21 protein-coding genes and 1 riboswitch are annotated in these 24,151 nt (G+C 45.3%); of the genes, 12 read left to right on the plus strand and 9 right to left on the minus strand.

All coding sequences use genetic code 11. The features are described from left to right. Positions 1-13: 13 nt before the first annotated feature. The 3 genes from cysN to cysC all read left to right on the plus strand — a co-directional run bounded on the left by cysN (position 14) and on the right by cysC (position 3,879). Entirely contained in the window at positions 14-1,444 is a 1,431-nt protein-coding gene (gene cysN / locus MSG38_RS19790) for a sulfate adenylyltransferase subunit CysN (RefSeq protein ID WP_248402447.1), read from the plus strand. 65 nt (positions 1,445-1,509) lie between these two features. After that, a complete protein-coding gene (locus MSG38_RS19795) occupies positions 1,510-3,234 on the plus strand; it encodes an SLC13 family permease (protein WP_017067554.1) in 1,725 nt (574 codons plus the stop codon). A gap of 24 nt (positions 3,235-3,258) precedes the next feature. Continuing rightward, complete coding sequence (cysC, locus tag MSG38_RS19800) at positions 3,259-3,879, plus strand: adenylyl-sulfate kinase (protein WP_017067555.1); 621 nt, start codon at positions 3,259-3,261, stop codon at positions 3,877-3,879. A gap of 165 nt (positions 3,880-4,044) precedes the next feature. Here the strand turns inward: cysC and MSG38_RS19805 are convergent, their stop codons facing one another. The 7 genes from MSG38_RS19805 to MSG38_RS19835 form a co-directional block, all read right to left on the minus strand. Continuing rightward, positions 4,045-4,953: a TIGR03899 family protein gene (locus tag MSG38_RS19805; protein WP_248402448.1), complete on the minus strand. Its 909-nt coding sequence runs from the start codon at positions 4,951-4,953 to the stop codon at positions 4,045-4,047. 514 nt (positions 4,954-5,467) lie between these two features. Beyond that, complete coding sequence (locus tag MSG38_RS19810) at positions 5,468-5,983, minus strand: DUF3299 domain-containing protein (RefSeq protein WP_017058892.1); 516 nt, start codon at positions 5,981-5,983, stop codon at positions 5,468-5,470. 14 nt (positions 5,984-5,997) lie between these two features. Then, a complete protein-coding gene (locus MSG38_RS19815; protein ID WP_048605937.1) occupies positions 5,998-7,257 on the minus strand; it encodes an ABC transporter permease in 1,260 nt (419 codons plus the stop codon). Beyond that, positions 7,254-7,970, minus strand: a complete 717-nt coding sequence (locus MSG38_RS19820) for an ABC transporter ATP-binding protein (RefSeq protein WP_248402449.1) — start codon at positions 7,968-7,970, stop codon at positions 7,254-7,256. The genes MSG38_RS19815 and MSG38_RS19820 overlap by 4 nt, the downstream gene beginning before the upstream one ends. Before the next feature lie 141 nt (positions 7,971-8,111). Beyond that, positions 8,112-8,849 (minus strand): DUF2796 domain-containing protein, encoded by a 738-nt coding sequence (locus MSG38_RS19825; protein ID WP_248402450.1) that lies wholly within the window; start codon positions 8,847-8,849, stop codon positions 8,112-8,114. A gap of 41 nt (positions 8,850-8,890) precedes the next feature. Next, entirely contained in the window at positions 8,891-9,181 is a 291-nt protein-coding gene (locus MSG38_RS19830; protein WP_017063722.1) for a DUF2607 family protein, read from the minus strand. 90 nt (positions 9,182-9,271) lie between these two features. Next, positions 9,272-9,823, minus strand: coding sequence for a YtfJ family protein (locus MSG38_RS19835; protein WP_248402451.1), 552 nt, complete (start codon positions 9,821-9,823; stop codon positions 9,272-9,274). A gap of 252 nt (positions 9,824-10,075) precedes the next feature. On the opposite strand from MSG38_RS19835, the gene MSG38_RS19840 reads away from it, so the two are divergent. After that, positions 10,076-10,276 carry a DUF1107 family protein gene (locus MSG38_RS19840; protein WP_017632273.1) on the plus strand — a complete coding sequence of 67 codons (201 nt, stop codon included), beginning with the start codon at positions 10,076-10,078 and terminating at the stop codon, positions 10,274-10,276. Between the two features lie 110 nt (positions 10,277-10,386). On the opposite strand, the gene msrA is transcribed toward MSG38_RS19840, so the two are convergent. Then, positions 10,387-11,016, minus strand: coding sequence for a peptide-methionine (S)-S-oxide reductase MsrA (gene msrA, locus MSG38_RS19845; protein WP_248402452.1), 630 nt, complete (start codon positions 11,014-11,016; stop codon positions 10,387-10,389). A 195-nt stretch (positions 11,017-11,211) separates the two neighbouring features. On the opposite strand from msrA, the gene MSG38_RS19850 reads away from it, so the two are divergent. The 3 genes from MSG38_RS19850 to MSG38_RS19860 all read left to right on the plus strand — a co-directional run bounded on the left by MSG38_RS19850 (position 11,212) and on the right by MSG38_RS19860 (position 17,106). Continuing rightward, positions 11,212-12,924 (plus strand): autotransporter assembly complex family protein, encoded by a 1,713-nt coding sequence (locus tag MSG38_RS19850; protein WP_248402453.1) that lies wholly within the window; start codon positions 11,212-11,214, stop codon positions 12,922-12,924. Further along, complete coding sequence (locus MSG38_RS19855; protein ID WP_248402454.1) at positions 12,921-16,679, plus strand: translocation/assembly module TamB domain-containing protein; 3,759 nt, start codon at positions 12,921-12,923, stop codon at positions 16,677-16,679. Before MSG38_RS19850 ends, MSG38_RS19855 begins: the two co-directional genes overlap by 4 nt. 73 nt (positions 16,680-16,752) lie before the next feature. Next, positions 16,753-17,106, plus strand: a complete 354-nt coding sequence (locus tag MSG38_RS19860; RefSeq protein WP_248385003.1) for a gamma-glutamylcyclotransferase — start codon at positions 16,753-16,755, stop codon at positions 17,104-17,106. 88 nt (positions 17,107-17,194) lie between these two features. On the opposite strand, the gene fbp is transcribed toward MSG38_RS19860, so the two are convergent. Further along, complete coding sequence (gene fbp / locus MSG38_RS19865; protein ID WP_017097551.1) at positions 17,195-18,205, minus strand: class 1 fructose-bisphosphatase; 1,011 nt, start codon at positions 18,203-18,205, stop codon at positions 17,195-17,197. A 270-nt stretch (positions 18,206-18,475) separates the two neighbouring features. Here fbp and mpl point away from each other — a divergent pair, with 270 nt between their 5' ends. From mpl to thiQ, 5 genes are all read left to right on the plus strand, one after another. After that, entirely contained in the window at positions 18,476-19,834 is a 1,359-nt protein-coding gene (gene mpl, locus MSG38_RS19870; RefSeq protein ID WP_248402455.1) for a UDP-N-acetylmuramate:L-alanyl-gamma-D-glutamyl-meso-diaminopimelate ligase, read from the plus strand. Between the two features lie 38 nt (positions 19,835-19,872). Continuing rightward, a complete protein-coding gene (locus MSG38_RS19875) occupies positions 19,873-20,496 on the plus strand; it encodes a flavin prenyltransferase UbiX (RefSeq protein WP_248402456.1) in 624 nt (207 codons plus the stop codon). A gap of 43 nt (positions 20,497-20,539) precedes the next feature. After that, positions 20,540-20,659: riboswitch (TPP riboswitch) on the plus strand. Positions 20,660-20,712: 53 nt separating this feature from the next. Then, positions 20,713-21,705 (plus strand): thiamine ABC transporter substrate binding subunit, encoded by a 993-nt coding sequence (thiB, locus tag MSG38_RS19880; RefSeq protein ID WP_048618648.1) that lies wholly within the window; start codon positions 20,713-20,715, stop codon positions 21,703-21,705. Between the two features lie 92 nt (positions 21,706-21,797). Continuing rightward, positions 21,798-23,411 (plus strand): thiamine/thiamine pyrophosphate ABC transporter permease ThiP, encoded by a 1,614-nt coding sequence (thiP, locus tag MSG38_RS19885; RefSeq protein WP_248402457.1) that lies wholly within the window; start codon positions 21,798-21,800, stop codon positions 23,409-23,411. Then, complete coding sequence (thiQ, locus tag MSG38_RS19890; protein WP_248402467.1) at positions 23,411-24,115, plus strand: thiamine ABC transporter ATP-binding protein; 705 nt, start codon at positions 23,411-23,413, stop codon at positions 24,113-24,115. Before thiP ends, thiQ begins: the two co-directional genes overlap by 1 nt. Positions 24,116-24,151: the final 36 nt, after the last annotated feature.

Below are 24,151 nucleotides of genomic sequence, written 5' to 3' on the forward strand. Positions count from 1 at the left end.
TAAGGAAAGAAAAATGAACAGTGCAGTAGAAGCCGAATTGGCTGAACTAGGGATTGAAGGTTATCTAAGTCAGCATCAGCATAAATCTATGCTTAGATTTTTAACTTGTGGCTCAGTAGATGACGGTAAAAGTACGTTAATCGGTCGCTTACTCCATGATACAAAACAGATTTATGAAGATCAGCTAGCTGCAGTTCACTCGGATAGCCAACGAGTGGGTACTACAGGTGAGAAGCCTGACTTGGCACTGCTTGTTGATGGCTTGCAGGCTGAACGTGAGCAAGGCATCACGATCGATGTCGCTTACCGATACTTCTCGACACAAAAACGTAAGTTCATTATTGCTGATACCCCAGGGCATGAGCAGTACACGCGTAACATGGCAACAGGCGCTTCAACGTGTGATCTGGCGGTGATCTTGATTGATGCTCGTAAGGGCGTTCTGGATCAAACGCGTCGTCACTCGTTTATTTCTAACCTGCTTGGTTTGAAGCATTTTATTGTCGCTGTAAATAAGATGGATCTCGTGGATTACGCACAAGATCGTTTTGAAGAAATTCGCGATGAATACCTAGAGTTTGCAGAAAACCTAGAAGGCGAAACCAATATTCAGATCTTGCCAGTATCGGCGCTTGAAGGCATCAATGTTGCTGCACCAAGTAAAGAGCTTGCATGGTTCGAAGGCCCATCTCTGCTAGAAGTGTTAGAGAACGTTGACATCGATCAAAAACGTTCGGCAGGTGAATTCCGATTCCCAGTTCAGTACGTAAACCGTCCTAACTTAGACTTCCGCGGTTTTGCCGGCACAGTGGCCTCTGGCCGCGTCAGTGTCGGTGATGAAATCAAGGCGCTGCCGTCGGGTAAAAAGTCGAAAGTTGCACGCATTGTAACTTTTGATGGTGATTTGGAGTCTGCACAAGCGGGCTTGGCGGTAACACTGACCCTTGAAGATGAGATTGATATCAGCCGTGGTGATTTAATTGTGCTAGAAAACGCGCAGATTGAATCCACTAACCACGTATTGGCTGACATCGTGTGGATGACTGAACAACCATTGCAACCGGGCAAAGCTTACGACATCAAGATCGCAGGCAAGAAAACCGTTGGTCAGGTTGAAACCGTTCGTCACCAGTACGACATCAACAACCTATCGACTCACGCCGTTGATGAGTTGCCATTGAATGGGATTGGCTTGTGTGAATGGTCACTGAACGAGACTGTCGCGCTGGATAAATACCGTGAGAGTGCCGATACCGGTGGTTTCATTGTTATCGACCGCCTGACCAACGTGACGGTTGGTGCGGGTTTGATTCGAGACCGTTTGGACTCTGTTGAACAGCAAGTCGGTAACTTCTCTGCATTTGAACTTGAGTTCAACGCATTGGTTCGCAAACATTTCCCTCATTGGGATGCCAAAGATCTAAGCCAACTACTGAAGTCATAAACGACTAAGTAACAGCTTATTGAATCAGGCGGAAACCGATCGTTTCCGCCATAAAGGACGGGTATATGTGGCAACAAGGATTTGTATTAGCGATTTTGCTCGGCATCATAACTTGCCTGCTCGTTACCCGTATTAAGCCAAGCTTTATCTTTGCTGGCGCGGCGTTTATTGCTTTTATGGCTGGCATGATCGACTTGTCGAGCTTGGCTAATAACTTCACTAACTCCTCGTTACTGACTTTAATTCTTCTGATCCTCGCATCAAGTGCGTTGGAGAAAACTCGCTTAATCAGCTGGGTTAGCCGCAATATCTCTGAAGGTAGGCTAGGTACCGTGGTTGCGAAGTTGGGTATTTCCACAGCGTTACTTTCTTCTTTTACCAATAACACGGCAGTGGTTGTTTCTTTGATCGGGGCGATCAAACGTAATCAACAGCACGCGCCGTCTAAGTTACTTATCCCTTTGTCATACGCTGCCATCTTAGGTGGCACCCTGACATTGATCGGCACCTCTACCAATTTGATCATCAATAGTTTTGTTGAAGATGCAGGATTGCCGAGCTTAAACTTTTTCACACCTACCTTGATCGGTTTAGCGGTTTTGGTCGGTGGCGTATTGATCCTTATCCCTCTTAGCTATTTTCTACCCAGCTACGATGATGGTTCTCAAGATGATCTGCCTTACTTTTTAGAAGCCAGAGTGGAGCCCGGTTCACCGTTGGTTGGTCGTAGTGTTAGCGAGAATAACCTTCGAGCATTGAGAAAACTGTTCTTAGCGGAAGTGATTCGCGACGGTAAAACCACGGCTTCGATAGACCCTGATTTCATTCTTCAAGCTCGTGATCGATTACTGTTTTGTGGTGATGTCGAAAGTGTGGCGACACTGCAAGAAATTCAAGGACTGACTCTGTTTGGTCAGCACCACTTGAACGGCCAGAGCTTCGTTGAAGTGGTGGTGAGTTCGTCGGCAAGCTTCTGTAATAAAACCCTGAAAACCAGCCAGTTTAGAGACCGTTTCGATGCGGTTGTGGTTGCAATTCGTCGTGGCCATGAACGCCTTGAAGGCGGCCTTGGTAACATCACATTGACCGCTGGTGATACCTTAATTTTGGTTCCCGGCAAACGCTTTGAAGAGCAGCGTCAGCAACACAACAAAGAGTTTGTGTTGATGAATGACTTAGATTCGAGTGCCAAGCTTGATGCCGATAAATCGACGTTTGTGTTGCTTGGTTTTGCCAGTGTGATTGGCCTCGCTCTTATCGATGCAGTACCGATTATCAAAGGCTTAGCTGGTTTTCTACTGTTGCTGGTGGCATTTGGCGTGGTGCAACTGGGTGAGCTCCGTCGCCGTTTTCCGGTTGATATTGTGGTGATCGTGGGCTCTGCTCTGTCTATTGCTCAACTGATGATTTCATCGGGTTTGTCTGAGCGCATGGGGCTGATGTTCATGGAGGCGTTTAATGGTTGGGGCGTATTCGGAGCGTTAGTTGCTACCTACTTTATGACTTTGGTTTTGACAGAGCTGGTGACCAATAATGCGGCCGCAGCACTCTCATTTCCGATTGGCTACAGTATGGCAGTAGGTTATGGCGTTGACCCTATGCCGTTCATCATGGCGGTACTGTTTGGTGCCAGTGCCAGTTTTATCTCGCCATACGGCTACCAAACCAATTTACTTGTTTATAGCGTAGGTAATTACCATTTAACGGATTACCTGCGTATCGGCATTCCAATCTCGATTGTATATTCGGGCTTGGTGCTGACCCTAATTCCTTATTTTTTCCCATTTTAATGCTGTTTATTTAAAGGACTAATTATGACCGCAGTACTCAAACCCAAAGATGAGAATGTTGTGTGGCATCAACACTCGATTGATAAAACATTTCGCGCGGATCTGAAATCACAAAAGCCAGCCGTGCTCTGGTTCACGGGATTGTCTGGTTCTGGTAAATCGACAGTCGCAGGCGCATTAGAAAATCGCTTGGCACAGCTTGGTTACCATACTTACTTATTGGATGGCGACAATGTGCGTCATGGATTATGTAGTGACCTTGGCTTCTCTGAGCAAGATCGTAGAGAGAACATCCGTCGTATTGGTGAGCTTGCTAAATTGATGGCAGATGCAGGCTTGATCGTGTTGTCAGCCTTTATTTCTCCGCACCAAGCTGAAAGGCAACTCGTGAGAGATTTATTGCCGGAAGGTGAGTTTCTTGAGGTTTTCGTCAATACGCCATTAGAGGTTTGCGAACAGCGTGATCCTAAAGGTCTGTATAAGAAAGCACGTGCCGGAGAAATCCCGAACTTTACAGGTATTAGTTCAGTGTACGAAGCGCCTCAGAACCCTGAGATTGATCTACCCGCAGGTGAGAAGACGCTCGATGAATTGGTCGAACTGTGTATTGATGCGTTGGAGAAGCGAAATATTTTAGCCAATTGAGAGCGTTGGTATGACTAAGGCTGTTTACTTACTTATCGGCTTATTCATGACTGATAAGTAATGCAGCCTTGGTTTACCGAGACAAGAAACCTATCCTCTAGATTCTCTTTATTCCTCTCAATACTCTTCACTTTTACACCGTCTACTCTTTACACCGTCGAGTGTCTAGACGGTGTAATTCACACTGCTTTTCACTTCGGTCTGAACCGTGAATTTCTGGCTCAGTAGAGCAATCAGTTGGTCGTAGTACTGCGTGTTTGGCTTATTGCCAAGCAAGGTACAAAGCTCATTGCCTGTAGGGCTGAATCGATAGTAAACCAGCTTTACCCCTTTTGATAACGGTGCCAGTGACATGCTCTTACCTTGATAGGTTAGGTGCAGTGCTGGGTCGAAATCAATCTCACCAGACTCTAACTCTGTACCCAGAATAATCCCGAGCTCTATCAAGTGGAGCAGACTAGAATAGGGCAGGTTGTGCCCACCAAGGTTGATGGTGTTGGTGGTATCCCTTTTACCAAAGCTGAATAGCCCAGCATGAGATTTAAAGCCGAGTAAGAGCTTTCTGCTGTTATCGCTACCAAAGCTACAACCCAGCGATGCCGCCCTTTGTAGGGTTAACGCTTCTTTTGGTGTCATGTCTTTTAAGATCTGAAGCGCCTTCATCGATGTCGAGCCTGGATTGGTGACTTCTCGTTTCAGTACTTGAGCCCATAGCCTCTGCATCGATGTATTGTGGATCTCTTGTGCCATATCGAAGAAACGGTATAGCCAGTCCTGATCTGGGTCTCCAGCCGCTTCATCCTTACACGAAGAGTGTGCCAACTTAAGAATCTGTTCTAGATTCTTTTGGCGAAGCTCTCTACGTTTCTTCTCTCGCAATAGTGCCCGTTCGATAAGCGTACTCTCAGCTTTATCGTTTGGCTTTGCACTATGACTAATTAAGGAATCGAGGCCGAAGCTTTGTGCGATGTGCAGCATTCTGCTAGCACTGTCGGCAATATGAGGCTTTTTCTCATGCTTTTGCTGTGTATCGCTAGCATGCTCAATGATCACTGGCTGTTTGGTTTCTGACATAAGAGTACCGTTAGGAGACGACTCAATACCAATCGTAGTAAATAATTGCTCGCTCTAGCTTGTTAAAACGCTCGATAACTGCGTTAGAATTTTTGATTGTAGAATAACTACTTATCAAAAAGCTCCGCCTGGTCCTCAAGCCTTTTTCCTACGCTATTTCTGAACACTTACTTATTGTGATTGGTATAACTGTCTAAAATGTAACTCTTTATCTTATTGGTGGCTAGATTTTGCGTGCAGAGTTGAAGGTTTCAACAAAATTTTACTTTTGCTAATGATAATAAAATGTTAAATTTGTTGTAATTCTCAAGGAGGAGTTATGAATCAAGCCAATGATAACAAGCTGAAGAAACAGCTTAGTATAGGGTTATTACTCGCGACTTATGTCGCTGTTCTAGCTTACTTATCTAATTACATCGCGTAATTCAGAATAAAATTATCGTTATTAAACTGTTATTGAATGATCACACTCGTTCAGTGACGGCAGCTCATCCTTGAGCCACCCTTCTAATGACTACATGTCGTCATATTCTTCAATCGCAGTACCTTCAATAAGATAACCGGTTTGCGCTAAGTCATGGCTGATTGACTCAGTTTTCAGCGTTCCGACCAAATAGATTACATCCCATAACTGCTGTATTGGTGCACCTTTCGGGAACTTCACGTAGATGATTTGGTTCGGTGGCGGCGGTGGCACGTGGATACATGCGCCAAAGTACGGTACCAGCAGAAACTCAGTGATCATATTCTCATCACCTTCCAATGGAATCACAAAGCCAGGAATCTTCACTGTGCTGCCATTCAATTCTGGGCGAACAGCACCAAGTGTCGATTGTTGAGGTTTGTCCATACTATTGTGGTCAACCATCGGCATACCAAATGAATCTAGCTGAGCGCGCTCTGATTCCGGAATCAAATCAATCCATTCAAGTGTTAATACCGATTCGTCATTCTGAGTGGTTTCAGCGTGAGCTGTACTGATAAATGGGAACAGAAGTAGCCCAAGTATCAGTAGGAATTTGCGTTGCATCGTAGGTTCCTATTTTAGATTCGAATCGTCATGCCATCAGACAATGACTGGCGGTAAGCCCTGAAAGCGGGAATAAAGCCGATAATGATTCCGGCAACTTGTACCAGCATAAGCAGTTTCCACTCATGCGGTGTGATTGCGGATATCGATATGTTGATACCATAGCTTTGTTGCACAATAGGAGCAACCACTGCGATCAGCGCAAACAACACCGCAACACCTAATGTAATGCCAAGGAAGGTTAGCGCACTGGCTTCACTGATCAGTAAACCAAACACATGACGAGGTCTTGCGCCCATCGCACGCAGGATAGCCATCTCTCGACGCCTTTCTTGCAAGCTAGTGAGTAGGCTACTGAGCATGCCCAATAAACCGGCGACAACAACAAACCCTGAAACAATCAGTAGTGCTTGTTCTGCTACAGCCATCATTCCCCACAATTCGTGAAGCGCAATGCCCGGCATAATGGCGCTCAAAGGTTCTTGGCGGTAGTTATTGATTTCTCGTTGCAGTGCGAAGGTTTGAATCTTCGAATTCAGCCCGAGCATCATCGCGGTAATCTGCTTCGGTTGGAAATCAAAAGTCTTTAAGGTTTCGGCATCCGGCGTGTGTCCTAGGTTAGCACCTGACTCCCAGCCAACATGAATCGCTTCAATAGCCTCTAACGAAACATGCACTGTTTTATCTACTGGTGTCCCGGTTGGTGCCAGTATTCCGACAATTTTGAAGGGCAGATTATCGTGACGGCTAAACGCAACATCACTGATACCGTGCGCAAGAATGATTTGATCACCGATTTTGTAATCTAGCTTCTTCGCGACATCGGCACCAATCACTACGTCAAATAGTTGATTAAACTCTTTACCTTGCTGAAAAGTAAGTGGTTGCTTACTTCCATAGCGATAGTTTTCAAAGTAACTATGATTTGTACCCATCACACGGAAGCCTTTGTGTGAATCGCCCAATGAGATTGGTATCGCCCACTTTACTGCGTTGTGCTGGCTAAATTCTTCATAGCTTTTCCAGTCGATGTTGTTGGTCGCATTACCGATTCTGAATACTGAGTAAAGCAGCAGGTTTACCTGACCAGAACGGCCACCAACGATAAGGTCAGTACCTGAAATCGTATTGGCGAAGCTGCTTTTTGCTTCGGTTCTAACGCGTTCTACGCCGAGCAAGAGAATGACAGATACAGCTACCGTGAGAATAGTGAGAATAGCCGTGGCTTTACGGTTGAGTACGCTTTTTAAGGCTAAGTGAGTAATTACTTTCATACGACAACCTTAGCTTGGTTAACGGTTTTTAAATCTATGGTTCGAGTGAACAACTTTTCTAGTGTTGGATCATGGCTAACAAAGATAAGAGTAGAACCTGCCTGGTTAGCTTGTTCTAGCAACAGTTCGATAAAAGCTTCTCGGTTGTCATGATCCAAAGCCGAGGTTGGCTCGTCGGCAATAATGATTTTGGGTTGGCCAATCAAAGCACGAGCGGCAGCAACACGTTGTTGTTGACCTATGCTTAACTCGGTAACGGGCTTGTCCATTAAAGCTTGAGGTAGCTTTAATCGGAGTAATAACTCTCGAGCCGTCTCTTGTAAGCTTTTCTGGCTTTCTGTGACTTGCTGTTTACGAATCTGTGAAAACTGGCAAGGAAGCGTCACGTTATCGATAACTGATAGATAAGGAAGCAGGTTAAATTGTTGGAAAATATAACCAATATGATCGGCTCTGAATTTATCTCTTTGACGAGGTGTAAGCTGAGTGAGGTCTTGATCAAGGATTGAGACTTCTCCTTGCTCAGCTTGGTTGATTCCGGTCAGTAGCCCTAACAAAGTTGATTTTCCACAACCACTTGGCCCTTTAATAAAAAGGTGCTCTTGGGCTTGGATGTACAGAGAGGGGATCTCTAGCGTTGGTGGTAATTCAGGCTTCCAACGAAAGCTGATATTTTCGAGTTTGACCACAAATGATGAACTGTCAGAAGACATGCTAGCTCCAATAATTAAAGCGGTGTATCTACTGGACAGTAATTTGAAGCATAAATTCCCCAGAACACACCGATTTGAACAGCCAAGTAAGCGATGACTTACCTGGCTGTTTATTTTACGTTTAATCCGATCTAGGAGTGATTAGAATCGGAAACTAATACGCTCTGCGTTAAGCACTTCTTGTACTTGAGCTGTGTCTGTCAGTAAGTTCACAGTCATTTTTTCTGTATTACCGAACTTAGAGAACCATTGAGTGCTAACTGTGTCTAGCTTAGCAACGTCTGAACATTGGTAATGGTACTCAACGGTGAATTCGCCGTGGCCACCTTCAGAGTGGTCATGACCTTCGTGGTCATCATGATCGTGTTCAGCGTGGTCATGGCCTTTGTGGTCATCATGATCGTGCTCAGCGTGGTCATGGCCTTTGTGGTCGTCATGATCGTGCTCAGCGTGATCATGGTCTTTGTGGTCATCATGATCGTGCTCAGCGTGGTCATGGCCTTCGTGGTCGTCATGACCGTGTTCCGCATGGTCATGGCCTTCATGGTCGTCATGATCGCCTTCTAAGGTGTTTGCCACTGACTTGAACTTCAGAGTACAACTCGCATTGTTAAAACTAAACAGCTCTTCTGGCTTGTTTAATTGTGCGATAGCCTGCTCAAACACTTTCTTCTGTTCTGCAGTTTCTGGAGCATGTTCAAACCCAACCACATCCGCGCCTGGAGCTGTTACTTCAACAAGCAGTTCTTGCCCATCTTGCGCGATGTTTACTTCAACTTGACCATGTACGTGTGCATCATGAGAGCGGAATTCTTCGTTAGCTAGAACATTTGTAGAGACAGTCATGCCGATAACAACGGCTAAAATAGTAGGTTTCATGTTTTTTTCCTGAATAAAGGTTAATTAAAAAGTAGTGGTAATTAAGCGATATTTACAGGGGGTGAGCGTGCCAAATAAGCGAAATATAACCGCTGTAGTGAAGTTACTGACTCTGTGATAGCGACAGTAAATTCTGAATGGAACTCTGGAATCTGTGGTAGTGAGTGCGCTGTGATGAACTGATTAAGCGAAAACAGCTCACAATGGTGTGAGGTGTGGTGCTCTGGTGCGATATCCACGATGTGTGTTGCGGCTAACACGCTTAACATGAGCATAAGCCCAAGCAAGAAGCCTGTTTTGCGTTTCACATTGTTGGGTGTGTTTTGCCACATCAGGATGATTAACCACAGAATTAAAAAAGGATACTGTTATAATATAACAATATCCTTTGGTTAGGTCTCGAAAAAGACGCGAATATCTTATTAAAGACTCGCTTTAATCAACTCAATGACTTGAGTGACTTCTGATTCGTTTAATGCACCTTCTTTTACAAACAAGATTTTACCTTGCTTGTCTTGAACGATAATCGCTGAGCTTTCTTCTTTTAGAGCCCATGATGACGCAACGGCGCCGTCTTCATCTAGGACCATAGAAGACCATGGAAATTCTTCTTTGCTGCTTTCTGCTGACGATTTAACAAAAGAACCCGTACCCCAGATAGCATCATCTTGGTTGATGATGGTCGTGGTTTGGTAGCTGTCTTCTGAGAACTTCGATGCAGTGATGGCTGCCATCAATGGTGCGTTGAGCTCTTTAGAGCTGCTACGACCAGCGATAGCTTGAACGACGCGAACTTTACCTAGGAGATTGCTGGTTGCCCATGCTTGATATCCGGTATTACCGTCGTTTAGAACGATTTCACCATAGTTGCTAACATCGACAGCAGGCAGAGTTGAGCCTACAGATAGATTGTGAGCATTGGCGAAGAGTGGAGAGGCTGCGGCTAGAAAAGCCAGTAGAGTTTTGTTTTTCATTATATTTTTGTTCCGCTTATTGGTTTGCACTGGAAGTATAATATGAAATTTGAAAAATGCCTCTTTAACTTTTTTATCGTACGATGTAGAAATAAGTTGCGAGCTTGTTATCAAAAGGTATAATGCATCAATATCAAGATGAACAATAGATTATCTTGCTGTTTGCTAAAGGAATTAGCGATTAAATGTGCTTTGAATACGGTGGTGTTCAGGTGCGTGACTGTAGTACTCAAATGGAATTGAGGTTGTATTATGTTAAGAAAATTTTCTACTTACCGCCCACATCAGGTGGCGCGTTTCGTTAAAGTCCTGTTCAAGGGCCAGTTTGCTATCGAAGGTGTTGGAGAGTTTCGCTTCGACCACGGCAAGGTGCTTCTTCCTGAAGTGTCTGACAAACAAAAGCTTACTATTTTTAAAGAAGTGAACGGCACGATTGCTGCTCTGCCGATGTAACTGAGCTTTATTGATTGGTCTTGCTTCAAATAGATTAACAACGAAAAGGGCTTCCTAATGGAAGCCCTTTTTTAATGGATATCGTTTGAGATAGGGTGCCTAAATGCCCTCTATTGTGGCGGGAAGCAAACCCCTGTTCCACCTAGTCCGCAGTAACCGTTAGGGTTTTTAGCTAAATATTGCTGGTGGTAGGTTTCAGCAAAAAAATATTTTCCCGCAGGTAGAACTTCCGTTGTGATCTCGTTGCCTAAAGATTCAGTCATTGCTCTTTGATAGTCTTGTTTAGAGCGCTCGGCGATAGACTGTTGCTCTTCACTGAAAGTGTAGATAGCGGAGCGGTATTGAGTTCCTAAATCGTTGCCTTGGCGCATTCCCTGAGTTGGGTCATGACGCTCCCAAAAGGTCTCAAGTATTCGAGCTAGAGAGGTTTGTTCACTATCAAATATGACACGAACGACTTCGGTATGGCCGGTTTGCCCAGTACATACTTGTTCATAAGTGGGATTAACTGTGTATCCGCCAGCGTAACCAACGGATGTTGAAATAACGCCATCCAATTGCCAAAACAAACGCTCAGCTCCCCAGAAGCATCCCATACCAAACAGGACTTCTTGTTGAGAGTCCGTAGGCGCATCGAGCAGGTCGGTTTGATTGACGAAATGGCGCTCAGTGATTCGAATTGGGTCAGCATTTCCCGGTAGTGCGGTTGCTGCAGAAACCAGTTGTTGTTTGTTTAGCATGTTATATTCCTTTTCGCATACGTTTACCGCGCTGGCTTTTATTTAACGTGGGTTCATATTAACTGTTGGTCAATATTGAATAAGTCTTTAAATTAGACCGTGTTATTCCAGGATTTATTACAGACTCAATGCCTATTTAGCGGTATTATTTCTTTTCACTTATTAACGTATTGATAACTTCTTCACCAATTAAACATGATAAGAAAAACTTTACCAGTTCTGATTGGCACTCTATTGTCATCGACGCTCGCTTTCGCTGACGTTTCCCTTGAAATCAAAGGGCTAGATGGAGCGCTTGAGGATAATGTTGATGCTTATCTGAGTGCGATCCCTGAAGAAGAGTATTCGGTTTCACTAAGATTCCAATCCCGCTTGGAATCTATGATTAAAGAAGCCCTGAATGCGTTAGGCTACTACCACCCTAAAATCACATTTACTCACTCCGAAGATGATACCGAAATGACCGTTACGGTTGAGCCGGGAGAGCCTGTTGTTATTTATACTTCAGATATCGTTCTGACGGGTGAAGCCAAAGATGACCCAGACTTTTTAGCCTTGATAGCGAAGAGTAACTTGTCTAAAGGTTCGACTCTGAACCATGGTAATTATGACTCTTTGAAATCGTCGATCCGCAACCTTGGCTTAGCGAAAGGCTACTTCGATGGTGCTTATGATCTTAGTAAGCTAGAAGTCGCTCCTGAATTGAATCGCGCTTATGTTCGTCTTCATTATAACAGTGGTATCCGCTATCACTTTGGTACTACTCAGGTTACTGGTAGCCAGATAGAAGAAGATAAGGTGCAGTCACTTAAACCATTTGAGGATGGCGAACCTTACTCAATAACCAAAGTTGGTGAGTACAACCAAAACCTGTCTAATACGGATTGGTTCTCCTCGGTATTTGTTGAACCAGATTTAAGCCAGTTAGGCGAAGGCCGAGAAATCCCGATGAAGGTTAGCCTTGCTCCGCAAGCTCGTAACCAAATCGAAACGGGTATCGGTGTCTCAACCGACCTTGGTGTGAAAGGCACTCTCAAATGGAAAAAACCTTGGGTTAATGATCGAGGCCATAGCTTTAATAGTAGCTTGTCGATCTCGAAGCCTGAGCAGACGATCACGGCTGCTTATAAAATCCCATTGGATGACGTACTTAATGACTACTACCAAGTTAAGTATGGTATGAAGAATTTGGATAATCGTGATACCAAGAGTTTGGAATCAAACTTAGCGCTAGAAAGATATTGGCGTCTGGATAATGGCTGGCAACGCACGGTGTTCATTCGATACTTGGTCGAAAACTATGAGCAAGGTTTGCAGGATGACTTGGCGCAATTTGTGCTGCCGGGTATTGCTTTCTCACGCACTCGAACACGAGGTGGTTCGATGCCGATGTGGGGCGACAAACAAACCATTATGTTTGAAGCTGCTGATGATACCTTGTTATCTGCAACTAAGGTTGTCCGTTTTCAAGGTCAAACCGCTTGGATTCGAAGCATTGGCGACAATCACCGAGGCTTAACTCGACTTCAATTTGGCGGCAACTTTGCTGACGAGTTTGATAAGCTATCTCCCTCCCTAAGATTCTTTGCTGGTGGTGACAATAGCATTCGTGGTTATGGTTATGAGTCGATCTCTCCTCGAGATGAAAGTGGTGCACTAACGGGTGCAAAATTCATGGCAACCAGTTCGTTTGAATACCAATACCGCTTGGTTGGAAACTGGTGGGGAGCGGCATTCTACGACATTGGTGATGCATTTAATGATAAACCTGAATGGAAACACGGCACTGGTGTCGGTGTTCGTTGGGCGTCACCTGTTGGTCCAGTGAGTTTAGATTTTGCTTGGGGTCTAGATGCAGCAAAAGGTGATGAGTTCCAGTTACACTTTAGTTTAGGGCCAGAATTATGATCAAAGTGATGGGCAAATTCATTAAGTGGACGTCGATCTCATTGACGTCTATTTTGCTGTTGTTGGTAGCCCTGCTAGGTTTTGTTTTGTTCACCAACCCAGGGTTGAACACTGTGCTGTGGGGTGCTGAAAAAGCATTGCCACAACTTAAAGTGGAAAGCACCAAAGGGGCACTTTTTCCAAGTTTTACGCTTAATAATGTCCAGTTCAAAGATGATAGCCTTCATATCGACACCAAGGTTAAAAAGCTGAACTTGGCTATTAATCCTCGCTGTCTGCTCGACCCTAAGCTGTGTGTCGATCGTTTAGCGATTCAAGGGTTGGACTTCGCATTTACTGAGCTGCCTCCTGCCTCTACAGAAGAAACAGAACCGACTCCGCCCGTAACATCGGTAAAAACACCGCTGCCAATCGTAATCAACCGTATCGCTTTATCTGATATCAAGTTGAATATCTTAGGGCATGAAATTGAATGGAGCCTGTTCTCTACGGCTTTGAGCATGCAGGGCGAGAAGCTAACGGTATCGCCAACATTATTCAATGATCTTAAGGTTAAACTCGCGGAGTCGACAGAAGAACCGCAAGCAGAAAAGGTTGAGCCAGAAGCTACCGAGAAAACGGCTATTGAATTGCCGGAAGTCTGGATTCCTTTACAGGTTGTGTTGGAGCGTTTTGATCTTAACCGTTTCACCTTAGAACAAGAAACACCAATCGTTGTGAACCACCTTGGGCTAGAAGCTCGCGCGGGCAAACACACGGTTGATGTTTCAACTCTCGAACTCGATATGCCACAAGCCAGTGCAAACCTAACGACTAAGGTTGAGCTCAAGAGCGGTTATCCGTTAGAGCTTTCTTTGGATGCGTTAGTGAAAGAAACCGACCTTGCTGGTCAGAAGTTGTCTCTGAAAGCACAAGGCAGCGTGGCTAAGCTAAACCTAGATTCCCAATTTTCTGAGCTGATTGAGGCAAAGTTGTCTGGGGATATCGAACCCTTAGAGCCGACTTTACCATTTGACCTTCTTTTAGAGGGCGGGCAAGCGCAATGGCCCCTTACCGGAAAAAGCGATTACCAAGCGACAATTGAGCAATTCAAAGCTGATGGCTCACTAGATGGTTTCAATGTTCTTCTTAAAGGTGAAGCCGATGGTAAGGAAATCCCTGAATTAGCCATCGATCTACAGGGTAAAGGCACGACGGAACAAATTGAGCTCGAGCGTCTAAATCTCAACACGCTAGGCGGTGAGCTTAACGGCGTCGTTAAAGCGAATTGGAAGAGTCTCGTTAACTGGCAAGCTGACGTGACACTCAAAGACATTCAGCCGGGCCTGCAATGGCCAGAAGCCGAGGGTAACATTAGTGGAAGCATCGTCACCTCTGGTGAGTTGACGGAAGCGGGCGGCTGGGCGATTGAACTGCCTAAATTGGATATTGAAGGGATCTTGCGAGAATACCCTCTGGATATCGAAGGTCAGTTGTCAGCGTCGGATCGCAGCGCGAGCGGTGAACCAAAACTGAAAACCAGTGGTTTGAGCTTAGCTCACGGTGTTAACTCGATTAAGGCTCAGGGTGAGCTTGATAAGAAATGGGATATGGGCGTTGAGATTGATTTCCCTGAGCTTGTAAAAAGCGTCCCTGATTTGAAAGGTAAAGTGATTGGTAACATCCAGCTCAGTGGTCCAACGAAAGAGCCTGAAGTCGATCTCGCTCTAAATGTGGATAAGGTAGATTGGAATAACGAAGCAACACTAGAATCCTTGTCGCTTAATGGTTCTGTGGTTCCTCTGCCATTGCCTGAAGCTCAAGCTGATCTTGAATTAAAAGCTAACAACCTAACCTATCAAGATCAGAGCGTAGAAAGCATTGATCTCACGGTGAGTGGTGGTGAGAAGAAACACACAGTGACACTTGATGTGATATCCGACATCGTGTCTACAAGCTTAGCTATTTCCGGAGAGTTGATTCAAAAGCCTTCTCTTATTTGGGATGGGTCGTTAGATAGAGTCAAAATCACCACTCAGCAAGGCCCTTGGGTATTAGACCAACCTGTCGCGATAAAGGCGGATGTTGATAAACAGTTTGCCGATGTTCAAGCGCACTGTTGGAAACAATCGGGTTCGAGCGTGTGTTTGGCTGAAGACGTTCGTGTCGGAAAATCGGGTGAGGCCAAGGTAGCCATCAATCAATTCGATTTCGATCAGATTAAAGCCTTTGTGCCTAAAGAGACGCAATTACAGGGCTTAGTCAATGCGACCGCTCATGCTAAGTGGTCTGAACAAGGTGAGCCTGAGGTTACGGTAAGCGTTGATATGCCGAAAGGTCAGGTTGTTCAACAAGTGGGTGAGCCAATTACACTGGGTTGGGAAAGCATTGCATTGAATGCCCAACTGAAAGACAACAAACTGGATGCCGACTTTAAGTTGGATGTTTCCGACAATGGTGACCTGTCTGGCACGGTGTCGTTACCGAATATTCTTGCCGAAGACAAAATGGTCGATGCTGCAATTAAGCTGACCACGTTCCATCTTGATTTCTTACAACCCATTCTAGGTGAATACAGCTTATTGAAAGCTGACCTTGAGAGTGATCTTCAAGTTAAAGGCTCTCTGATGCACCCTCAAGTATTCGGCCAATTCTCTGTTGATGGTATTCAAGTGAAAGGCGACGTCACGCCTGTTGATGTGAAAGATGGCCGCATCGACCTCGACTTTGATGGTTATAGTGCAAAACTGGATGCGAATGTGGAAACGCCTGATGGTCACCTTGATATTGAGGGAACCGGAGATTGGCAAGATCTTACAGCATGGCACTCTAACGTTAGAGTTTTCGCTGATGAGTTGATGGTTGATATCCCACCTATGGTTAAAGTGAAGGTCGTGCCTGATATGACTATTGATGTCACACCAGAACTGGCGAAAATCACCGGTGATATTGCATTACCATGGGGACGAATTGTTGTTGAAGATTTACCACCGTCAGCGGTTGGCGTCTCTTCTGATCAGGTTATTCTGAATAAAGATCTAGAGCCAGAAAACGAAGATACGATCCCATTCAACGTGATGACGAATATTAATATCTCCATTGGTGATGACTTTAAATTGTCTGCTTTCGGTCTTGAGGGTGATTTGGTCGGTAAGCTCAACGTGGCTCAAAAAGACCAAGGTCCATTTATTACAGGTGAAGTGAACATCGTCGATGGTACTTACCAATCATTCGGGCAAGACCTCTTAATCGAAGAGGGTAAGATTCTAATGAATGGTCCACCGGATCAGCCATACGTAGCCATCAATGCGATTCGTAATCCTGATAATACTCAGGATGACGTGACCGCAGGTATTCGAGTGACAGGCCCTGCGACAGAGCCGACCATCGAGATTTACTCTGATCCAGCGATGCCACAAGCGAACGCGCTGTCTTATATTTTGCGTGGCCAAGATATCGACGGTGAGTCGAGCGGTTCGATGACAACGACCTTAATCGGTTTGAGTTTAGCGAAGAGTGGTAAGGTTGTTGGCGAAATCGGTGAAGCCTTTGGTGTACAGGACTTGCAACTGGATACCGCAGGCTCTGGTGATGACTCTCAAGTGACGGTAAGTGGTTACATCCTGCCAGGCTTACAGGTGAAGTATGGTGTGGGTATCTTCAACTCGCTCGGTGAGTTTACCGTTCGTTATCGATTGATGCAGGATCTCTATGTTGAAGCTGTGTCAGGTCTCGACAGTGCCGTAGACCTTCTCTATCAATTTGAATTCGAGTAAAGCAGTTTGAGATCGAGTCGCTCTGGTTTTATCCATTGGTTGGAATGCAAGTAGAAAGGCTCATGGAGGGCGTATGCAGCATCTTGTTTTTGTTTATGGAACCTTGAGACAAGGTCAGTCCAATCACCACTATTTGAAGGGCTGCGATTTATTAGGGCAGTTTGATACACATAAGGAATACGCACTTTTTGATTTAGGTGCCTATCCGGCGATGATTTTGGGAAAGAAAAGTGTCGCTGGTGAGGTCTATATCATTAACGACGAAATTTTAGAGTCGCTCGATCGGCTAGAAGATGTTCCTGTTGAGTATCGTCGCGAGCAAATAGAGACTATATTTGGATTAGCATGGGTATATTTGTATCAGCTTGATCTAACAGCTAATAAAGAAATACTTTCGGGTAACTGGTGTAAGCGGAACAACGCTTAGTCGCTATATATTCTGAGTTATCAAACAAAAAGCCAGCATGTGAATGCTGGCTTTTTAATGACGCTATTTTGAGAAATGAATGAGAGGTTTAGTCTCGGTTCAGTTCAAGAAACTCTTCTACTTTGCGAACCATGTCTGTTGAACCAACAAAGAAAGGTACACGTTGGTGCAGCTCAGTTGGTTTGATATCCATGATACGTTGAGCACCGTCTGAAGCGATGCCGCCCGCTTGTTCCATAAGGAAAGCGATTGGGTTGCACTCGTAAAGCAGGCGCAGTTTACCTTGAGGGTGACTTTGCGTGCTTGGGTACAAGTAGATGCCGCCTTTCAGCAGGTTACGGTGGAAATCTGAAACTAGAGAACCGATGTAACGTGATGTGTAAGGGCGGTTGTCACTTGGCTCATTCTCTTGGCAATACTTGATGTACTTCTTAACACCCGTAGGGAAGCGGATGTAGTTACCTTCGTTGATTGAGTAAATCTTACCTTCGTCTGGAATCATCATGTTTTCATGAGATAGGCAGAAGGTACCCAGTGATGGGTCGTAGGTGAAGCCATTTACGCCAGCACCTGTTGTGTATACAAGCATGGTTGAAGAACCGTAAATCACGTAACCCGCGGCTACTTGCTTGTGTCCTGGCTGTAGGAAATCTTCTTGTGTTGGTGGCGTACCGATCGGTGATACTCGACGGTAGATAGAGAAAATTGTACCAACCGAGACATTCACATCGATGTTTGAAGAGCCATCAAGTGGATCCATCAGTACAACGTATTTTGCGTTTTTGTTGAGCTCTTTATTGAAGGCGACAGCTTCGTCTTCTTCTTCACTTGCAACACCACAAACTTGGTCACGAGCTTCTAGAGCCGCTTTAAATTTGTCGTTCGCGTAAAGGTCTAGCTTTTGTTGCTCTTCACCTTGCACGTTGTCTGTACCAACAGCGCCAGTGATGTCGACTAGGCCAGCCTTGTTGATCTCACGGTTAACAATTTTTGCAGCAAGTCGAATAGACGACAAAAGGGATGATAGATCACCGCTTGCATGGGGGAAGTCACTCTGTTTCTCAACAATGAACTCACCAAGGGTGCGCATCTCAGACATGTTATTTCCTTAAACTTCTCTCAATATTAGGGGGGATTTGAGCACTGTAGATTCGGCCTCTTAAGTGGGCTTTATTCATCTAGACGCTTACCTAAATTCTAAAGGTTAGATCTTTTTAATGGTAATGAACTAAGCGACACAGATCTCACTTACTATGTCGACTCAATTTGTTTTGCATTGCCGCTCGCTTTTAATCGCCATTTAATGATAATGAGTGCAAGCCGTTTTAATTAGGCATCGTTTATTTAGCCAAGCGTTTGGAAGCAATTTATGCATATTCATATCTTAGGAATTTGTGGCACCTTCATGGGTGGTGCTGCAGTATTGGCTCGTCAATTAGGTCACAAGGTTACGGGTAGTGACGCGAATGTTTACCCACCAATGAGCACCTTGTTGGAATCGCAAGGGATTGAAATTATTGAAGGGTTCGACCCTAGCCAATTAGAACCAAGGCCAGATCTCGTGGTTATCGGTAACGCAATGAGCCGCGGTAATCCGTGTGTTGAGTATGTGTTGGATAACAACCTTAGATACACCTCTGGTCCTCAGTGGTTACAAGAGTTCCTGCTGCATGACCGTTGGGTGTTAGCGGTATCGGGAACGCATGGTAAGACCACGACATCAAGCATGTTGGCTTGGATCTTGGAAGACTGTGGCTATGCACCGGGCTTCTTAGTTGGCGGTGTGTTGGGTAACTTTGGTATCTCTGCTCGCCTTGGTGAAAGTATGTTCTTCGTGGTAGAAGCCGACGAATACGACAGTGCTTTTTTCGATAAACGATCTAAGTTCGTTCATTACCACCCAAGAACCTTGGTGATGAATAACCTAGAGTTCGATCATGCGGACATCTTTGACGATCTTGAAGCGATTAAGCGACAATTCCATCATTTGGTGCGTACTGTGCCGAGCAATGGCCGTATATTTTCACCTAAGCAAGACAGCGCTATTGAAGATGTTCTAGCTCGCGGTTGTTGGAGTGAAACTGAATCGAGTGGCGAGCAAGGCGACTGGGATGCCAAGAAACTGGTCAAAGATGGCTCTCAATTTGAGGTTTACTTCCAAAATGAATGTGTTGGAACGGTAAACTGGGATTTAGTGGGCGACCATAACGTAAATAATGCTTTGATGGCGATAGCAGCTGCACGTCATGTGGGCGTGACACCTGACCTTGCTTGTGAATCGCTAGCTACCTTTATTAATACTAAGCGTCGTTTGGAGTTTAAAGGAGAGGTGGCAGGTGTGTCTGTTTATGACGATTTTGCTCATCATCCAACGGCGATTGAACTTACACTCGGCGGGTTACGTAATAACGTCGACACTAAGAAAATCATTGCCGTTTTAGAACCTCGTTCTGCCACCATGAAACGTGGTGTGCACAAAGAAATACTGGCTGATTCGTTGAAGCAGGCGGATTCTACCTACTTATTCCAACCGGATAACATTGATTGGTCAGTTCAAGATGTTGCAGACGCTTGTCACCAACCTGCACACGTGAGTGATGACATGGATGCATTCGTTGCTAAAATTGTCTCAGAGGCACAAGCTGGCGACCAAATCTTGGTAATGAGTAATGGTGGCTTTGGTGGCATTCACCAAAAACTGTTGGATGGATTGGCACTCAAAGGCTAACGGCATCCACGACCTTATAATTTGAAGTAATTGAGAACATGACAAAACACGATAAAGCGATAACTCTTGCTTTCACTGGCGCATCTGGTGCGCCTTATGGCCTGCGTTTACTTGAATGCCTTTTGGCGGCTGATTATCAGGTCTACTTGCTGATTTCATCGGCAGCGCGAGTGGTATTGGCGACCGAGCATGAACTTAAGTTACCTGCTGGGCCAGATGCGGCAAAGCAAGCTTTGGTTAAACACCTTGGCTGCGACCCTGAAAAGCTGGTGGTGTGTGGCAAAGATGATTGGTTCTCGCCAGTTGCCTCTGGTTCAGCTGCACCGAGGCAGATGGTAGTGTGCCCATGTTCCGCGGGAAGTTTGGCTTCGATTGCACATGGCTTGTCGGATAACCTGATTGAGCGAGCAGCAGATGTGGTCATGAAAGAGCGAGGCCAATTGTTGTTGGTGGTTCGTGAGACGCCATTTTCGACGCTTCATCTCGAGAACATGCACAAGCTTTCGACCATGGGCGTGACGATCATGCCTGCAGCCCCGGGTTTTTATCATCAACCTAAGTCAATTGAAGATCTGGTCGACTTTATGGTGGCGCGTATTCTCGACCACCTTGGTATCGAACAAGGTTTAGTGCCACGTTGGGGCTACGATCAACGTAATTGATCCAAACTTGATAGCTTATTGTTAAAAATCAAATTACAATTCTGAACACTCATCGGGGAGCGAACCATTCAAATAATGAATGCGAGCTGAGATCAAGCAGATGCTTGGGACCCGTAAACCTGAACCAGATAATGCTGGCGTAGGAATTGAGTTAGGAACAACCTCTACCGTTCTCCTCCCTCAAACCTGTGCCGCTCAGACCATGGAGAGCGTCCAGTGAAATTCACATTAACTACCCTTGCTGTTACTACAGCTATTTCTTTTTCTGCCTTTGCTGCAGACAACACTTTGACTGTATACACCTATGACTCTTTTGCTGCGGACTGGGGCCCTCGTCCTGCCGTTGAAAAAGCATTCGAAGAGAAGTGTGGTTGTGATGTGAATTTTGTCGCTCTAGAAGATGGCGTGTCTATCCTGAACCGTTTACGTCTTGAGGGCGGCAACAGCAAAGCCGATATCTTGCTAGGTCTCGACAACAACCTGATGGCTGAAGCGAAAGCGACGGGCTTATTGGCTGAGCATAATGTTGATACTTCATCAGTAACACTTCCTAATGGTTGGAACGACAGCACTTTTGTACCCTATGACTTTGGCTACTTTGCTTTTGTTTACAACAAAGAGAAGTTGGCAAACCCACCGAAGAGCTTGAAAGAACTGGTTGAGCAGCGTGATGATCTTAAGGTTATCTACCAAGACCCACGTACATCAACACCAGGCCAAGGCATGATGCTTTGGATGAAATCAGTATACGGTGATGAAGCGACAGCAGCATGGAAGAAGCTTGCTCAGAAAACAGTGACTGTAACCAAAGGCTGGTCTGAAGCTTACTCAATGTTCCTAGAAGGTGAGTCAGATTTAGTGTTGTCTTACACAACGTCTCCTGCTTACCACATTATTGCTGAGAGCGATTCTAAGTACGCAGCAGCAAGCTTTGAAGAAGGGCATTACACTCAAGTGGAAGTGGCCGCTAAGGTTAAAGGCAGCAAGAACGAAAAACTTGCTGATGAGTTTATGGCGTTTATCCTAAGTGATGAATTCCAATCGGCGATGCCAACAGGTAACTGGATGTACCCAGTGACGGATGTTGAGTTACCAAAAGGGTTTGAGCAACTTACGGTTCCTCAGAAAGCGCTGAGCTTTAGCTCAGAAGAGATCGCCGAGAAGCGTAAGCCTTGGATTCGTGAATGGCAGAGTGCACTTACTTTTTAATTTGCTTTTAAAAAATTAGCGTTCTAACTTTCTGTATTTAAAGGTTTGTTCGAGATTAACTGAGCGAACCATTTACGGTAAAAAATCAATCTATGATAAAGAAAACACCTAAGGTTGGGATTTGGGTAGCGATACTCATTACCGTCTTCGTGGTTTCAGCGGTTGGGGCATTGCTTAGCAATGCCCCTTCTCTTGATATCAGCCAAGTATGGTCAGATCCCTACTATTGGCATGTAACGAAATTCAGTTTTTATCAGGCGACACTCTCAACGGTGCTGAGTGTTGGCTTTGCTATACCTATTGCTCATGCGCTGTGTCGTAGACAATTTTTGGGACGCGCTTTGTTGTTAAGGCTGTTCGCGTCGACCTTAGTCCTGCCGGTGTTAGTCGGTGTATTTGGCTTACTTGCGATCTATGGTAATAGCGGTTGGTTAGCTAAGTTTTTGGCGAACTTCGATATTGAATTACCATTCTCCATATACGGATTGAATGGTATTTTGCTGGCGCACGTTTTCTTTAACTTGCCTTATGCCAGTCGCTTACTTCTGCAAGCGTTAGATACCGTGCCTGCCGAGCAACACAAGCTTTGTGCTCACTTGGGTATGAGTCATTGGAACAAATTCAGATGGGTTGAATGGCCTCGCTTAAGACAGCAATTGCCACATGTGTGTGGCTTAGTCTTCATGTTGTGTTTTACCAGCTTTGCTACCGTGATGGCGCTAGGCGGTGGACCAAAATCAACCACTATCGAGCTCGCTATTTATCAGGCGATTAAATTCGACTTTGACCTTCAAGCTGGTGCTTTGCTCGCGATATGGCAAATGCTGCTGTGTGGTGTGCTAGCGGTGAGCATTCAACGGCTATCGAAACCTATTTCAGTGACGGCCAGTCAGCTGTCGGAAGAGAAATATTTGGTTAAGGACAGCTGGTGGTCAAAAGCCTGGGATAGCTTTTGGATCATCATAGTCTCAATGCTGGTATTGCCGCCATTAGCTATGGTTATCGTCAGTGGAATTAACTCGCAGGCATTAACCGTACTCAGCAGCGAGCCGTTTTGGGCGGCGTTAATGACCTCGGTTAAAGTTGCGTCATTAGCAAGTGTTATCGCAGTTGGCATTGGTATCGCCATACTGCTGACTAGCCGAGCATGGCGTTTACAGAACTATAATTTTCGAGCCGATAAAATCGAGCTGATTGGCACTATTATCTTAGTGACTCCGGGGCTGGTGATCAGTACGGGTATCTTCTTATTACTGCGTTCATTCACCGATGTATTCAGTTTAGCTTTCTTTATCGTGATTGCCGTCAACAGTTTAATGGCGCTGCCTTACGTAATTAAAACCTTGGCTCAACCTATGCTGCACCTGTCTCAGCAGTATCAGTATGTGTGTGCGAGTTTAGGGATGACTGGCTTCACCCGATTCAGGCTCGTGGAATGGCGCGCATTGCGTAAGCCGATGGCGCAAGCCTTCTCGATCAGCTTTATGTTGGCGATGGGTGACTTAAGCGCGATTGCCTTGTTTGGTAGCCAAGATTTTAGAACTCTGCCTTTGTACCTATTCCAATTGTTAGGCAGTTATCAAATGGAAGCTGCGGCGGTAGTTTCTGTGAGCTTACTGTTATTGAGTGTCGGCAGCTTTAGCTTAATAGAATTCTTATTTACTCGAAGATCTAAGCTCGATGCTAAAGAATTAAGGAACCGATGATGTTAGTGATGAAAGATGTGGATTACCACTATCACAGAGAGTTGTTTAGCTTTGATTTTCAAGCTGAGCAGGGCGATATTGTTGCGCTTATGGGGCCGAGTGGTGCGGGTAAATCTACACTGTTGGCGCTAGTTGCTGGTTTCATCGAGCCTACATCGGGTGAGATCTCAGTGGCTGGGCAATCGCTTATTGGTAAAGAAGCACATCAGCGCCCATTGGCGATGTTGTTTCAAGAGCACAACCTGTTTGCTCACCTTACGGTGCGAGAGAATATTGGTTTAGGTCTGCACCCAGGTTTAAAGCTTACCGCAACCCAAAAGCAAGCTGTGGAGCAAGCCGCAGCACAAGTTGGCGTCTCTGAGTATTTGGATAGATTGCCTGAGCACTTATCCGGCGGTCAACGCCAGCGTGTCGCACTAGCGCGTTGTTTTGTTCAGCCACATGACATTTGGCTGCTTGATGAACCTTTCTCTGCGCTTGACCCTTTGTTGCGTGAAGAGATGCTTAGCTTAGTGAAGCGATTAGCGGCAGAGCGAAATATTACGGTCTTGATGGTGACTCACCATTTAGGTGACGCACGCAGTATCGCGAATAAGTTTGTATTTGTGACGCTAGGTAAGGTGTTGGTTGAAGACTCGATAGAGGCACTGACGGCGGATCATCCACAGGCAGAGTTAAGCTCATTTGTTAAAGCGGGTGAGTGACGACTCATCACTCCTGTTTAATCTCTCTGATATTGA

It is taken from the genome of Vibrio sp. 1CM24A (assembly GCF_023161725.1).
In the GTDB taxonomy this organism is placed as follows: Bacteria; Pseudomonadota; Gammaproteobacteria; order Enterobacterales; family Vibrionaceae; genus Vibrio; species Vibrio coralliirubri.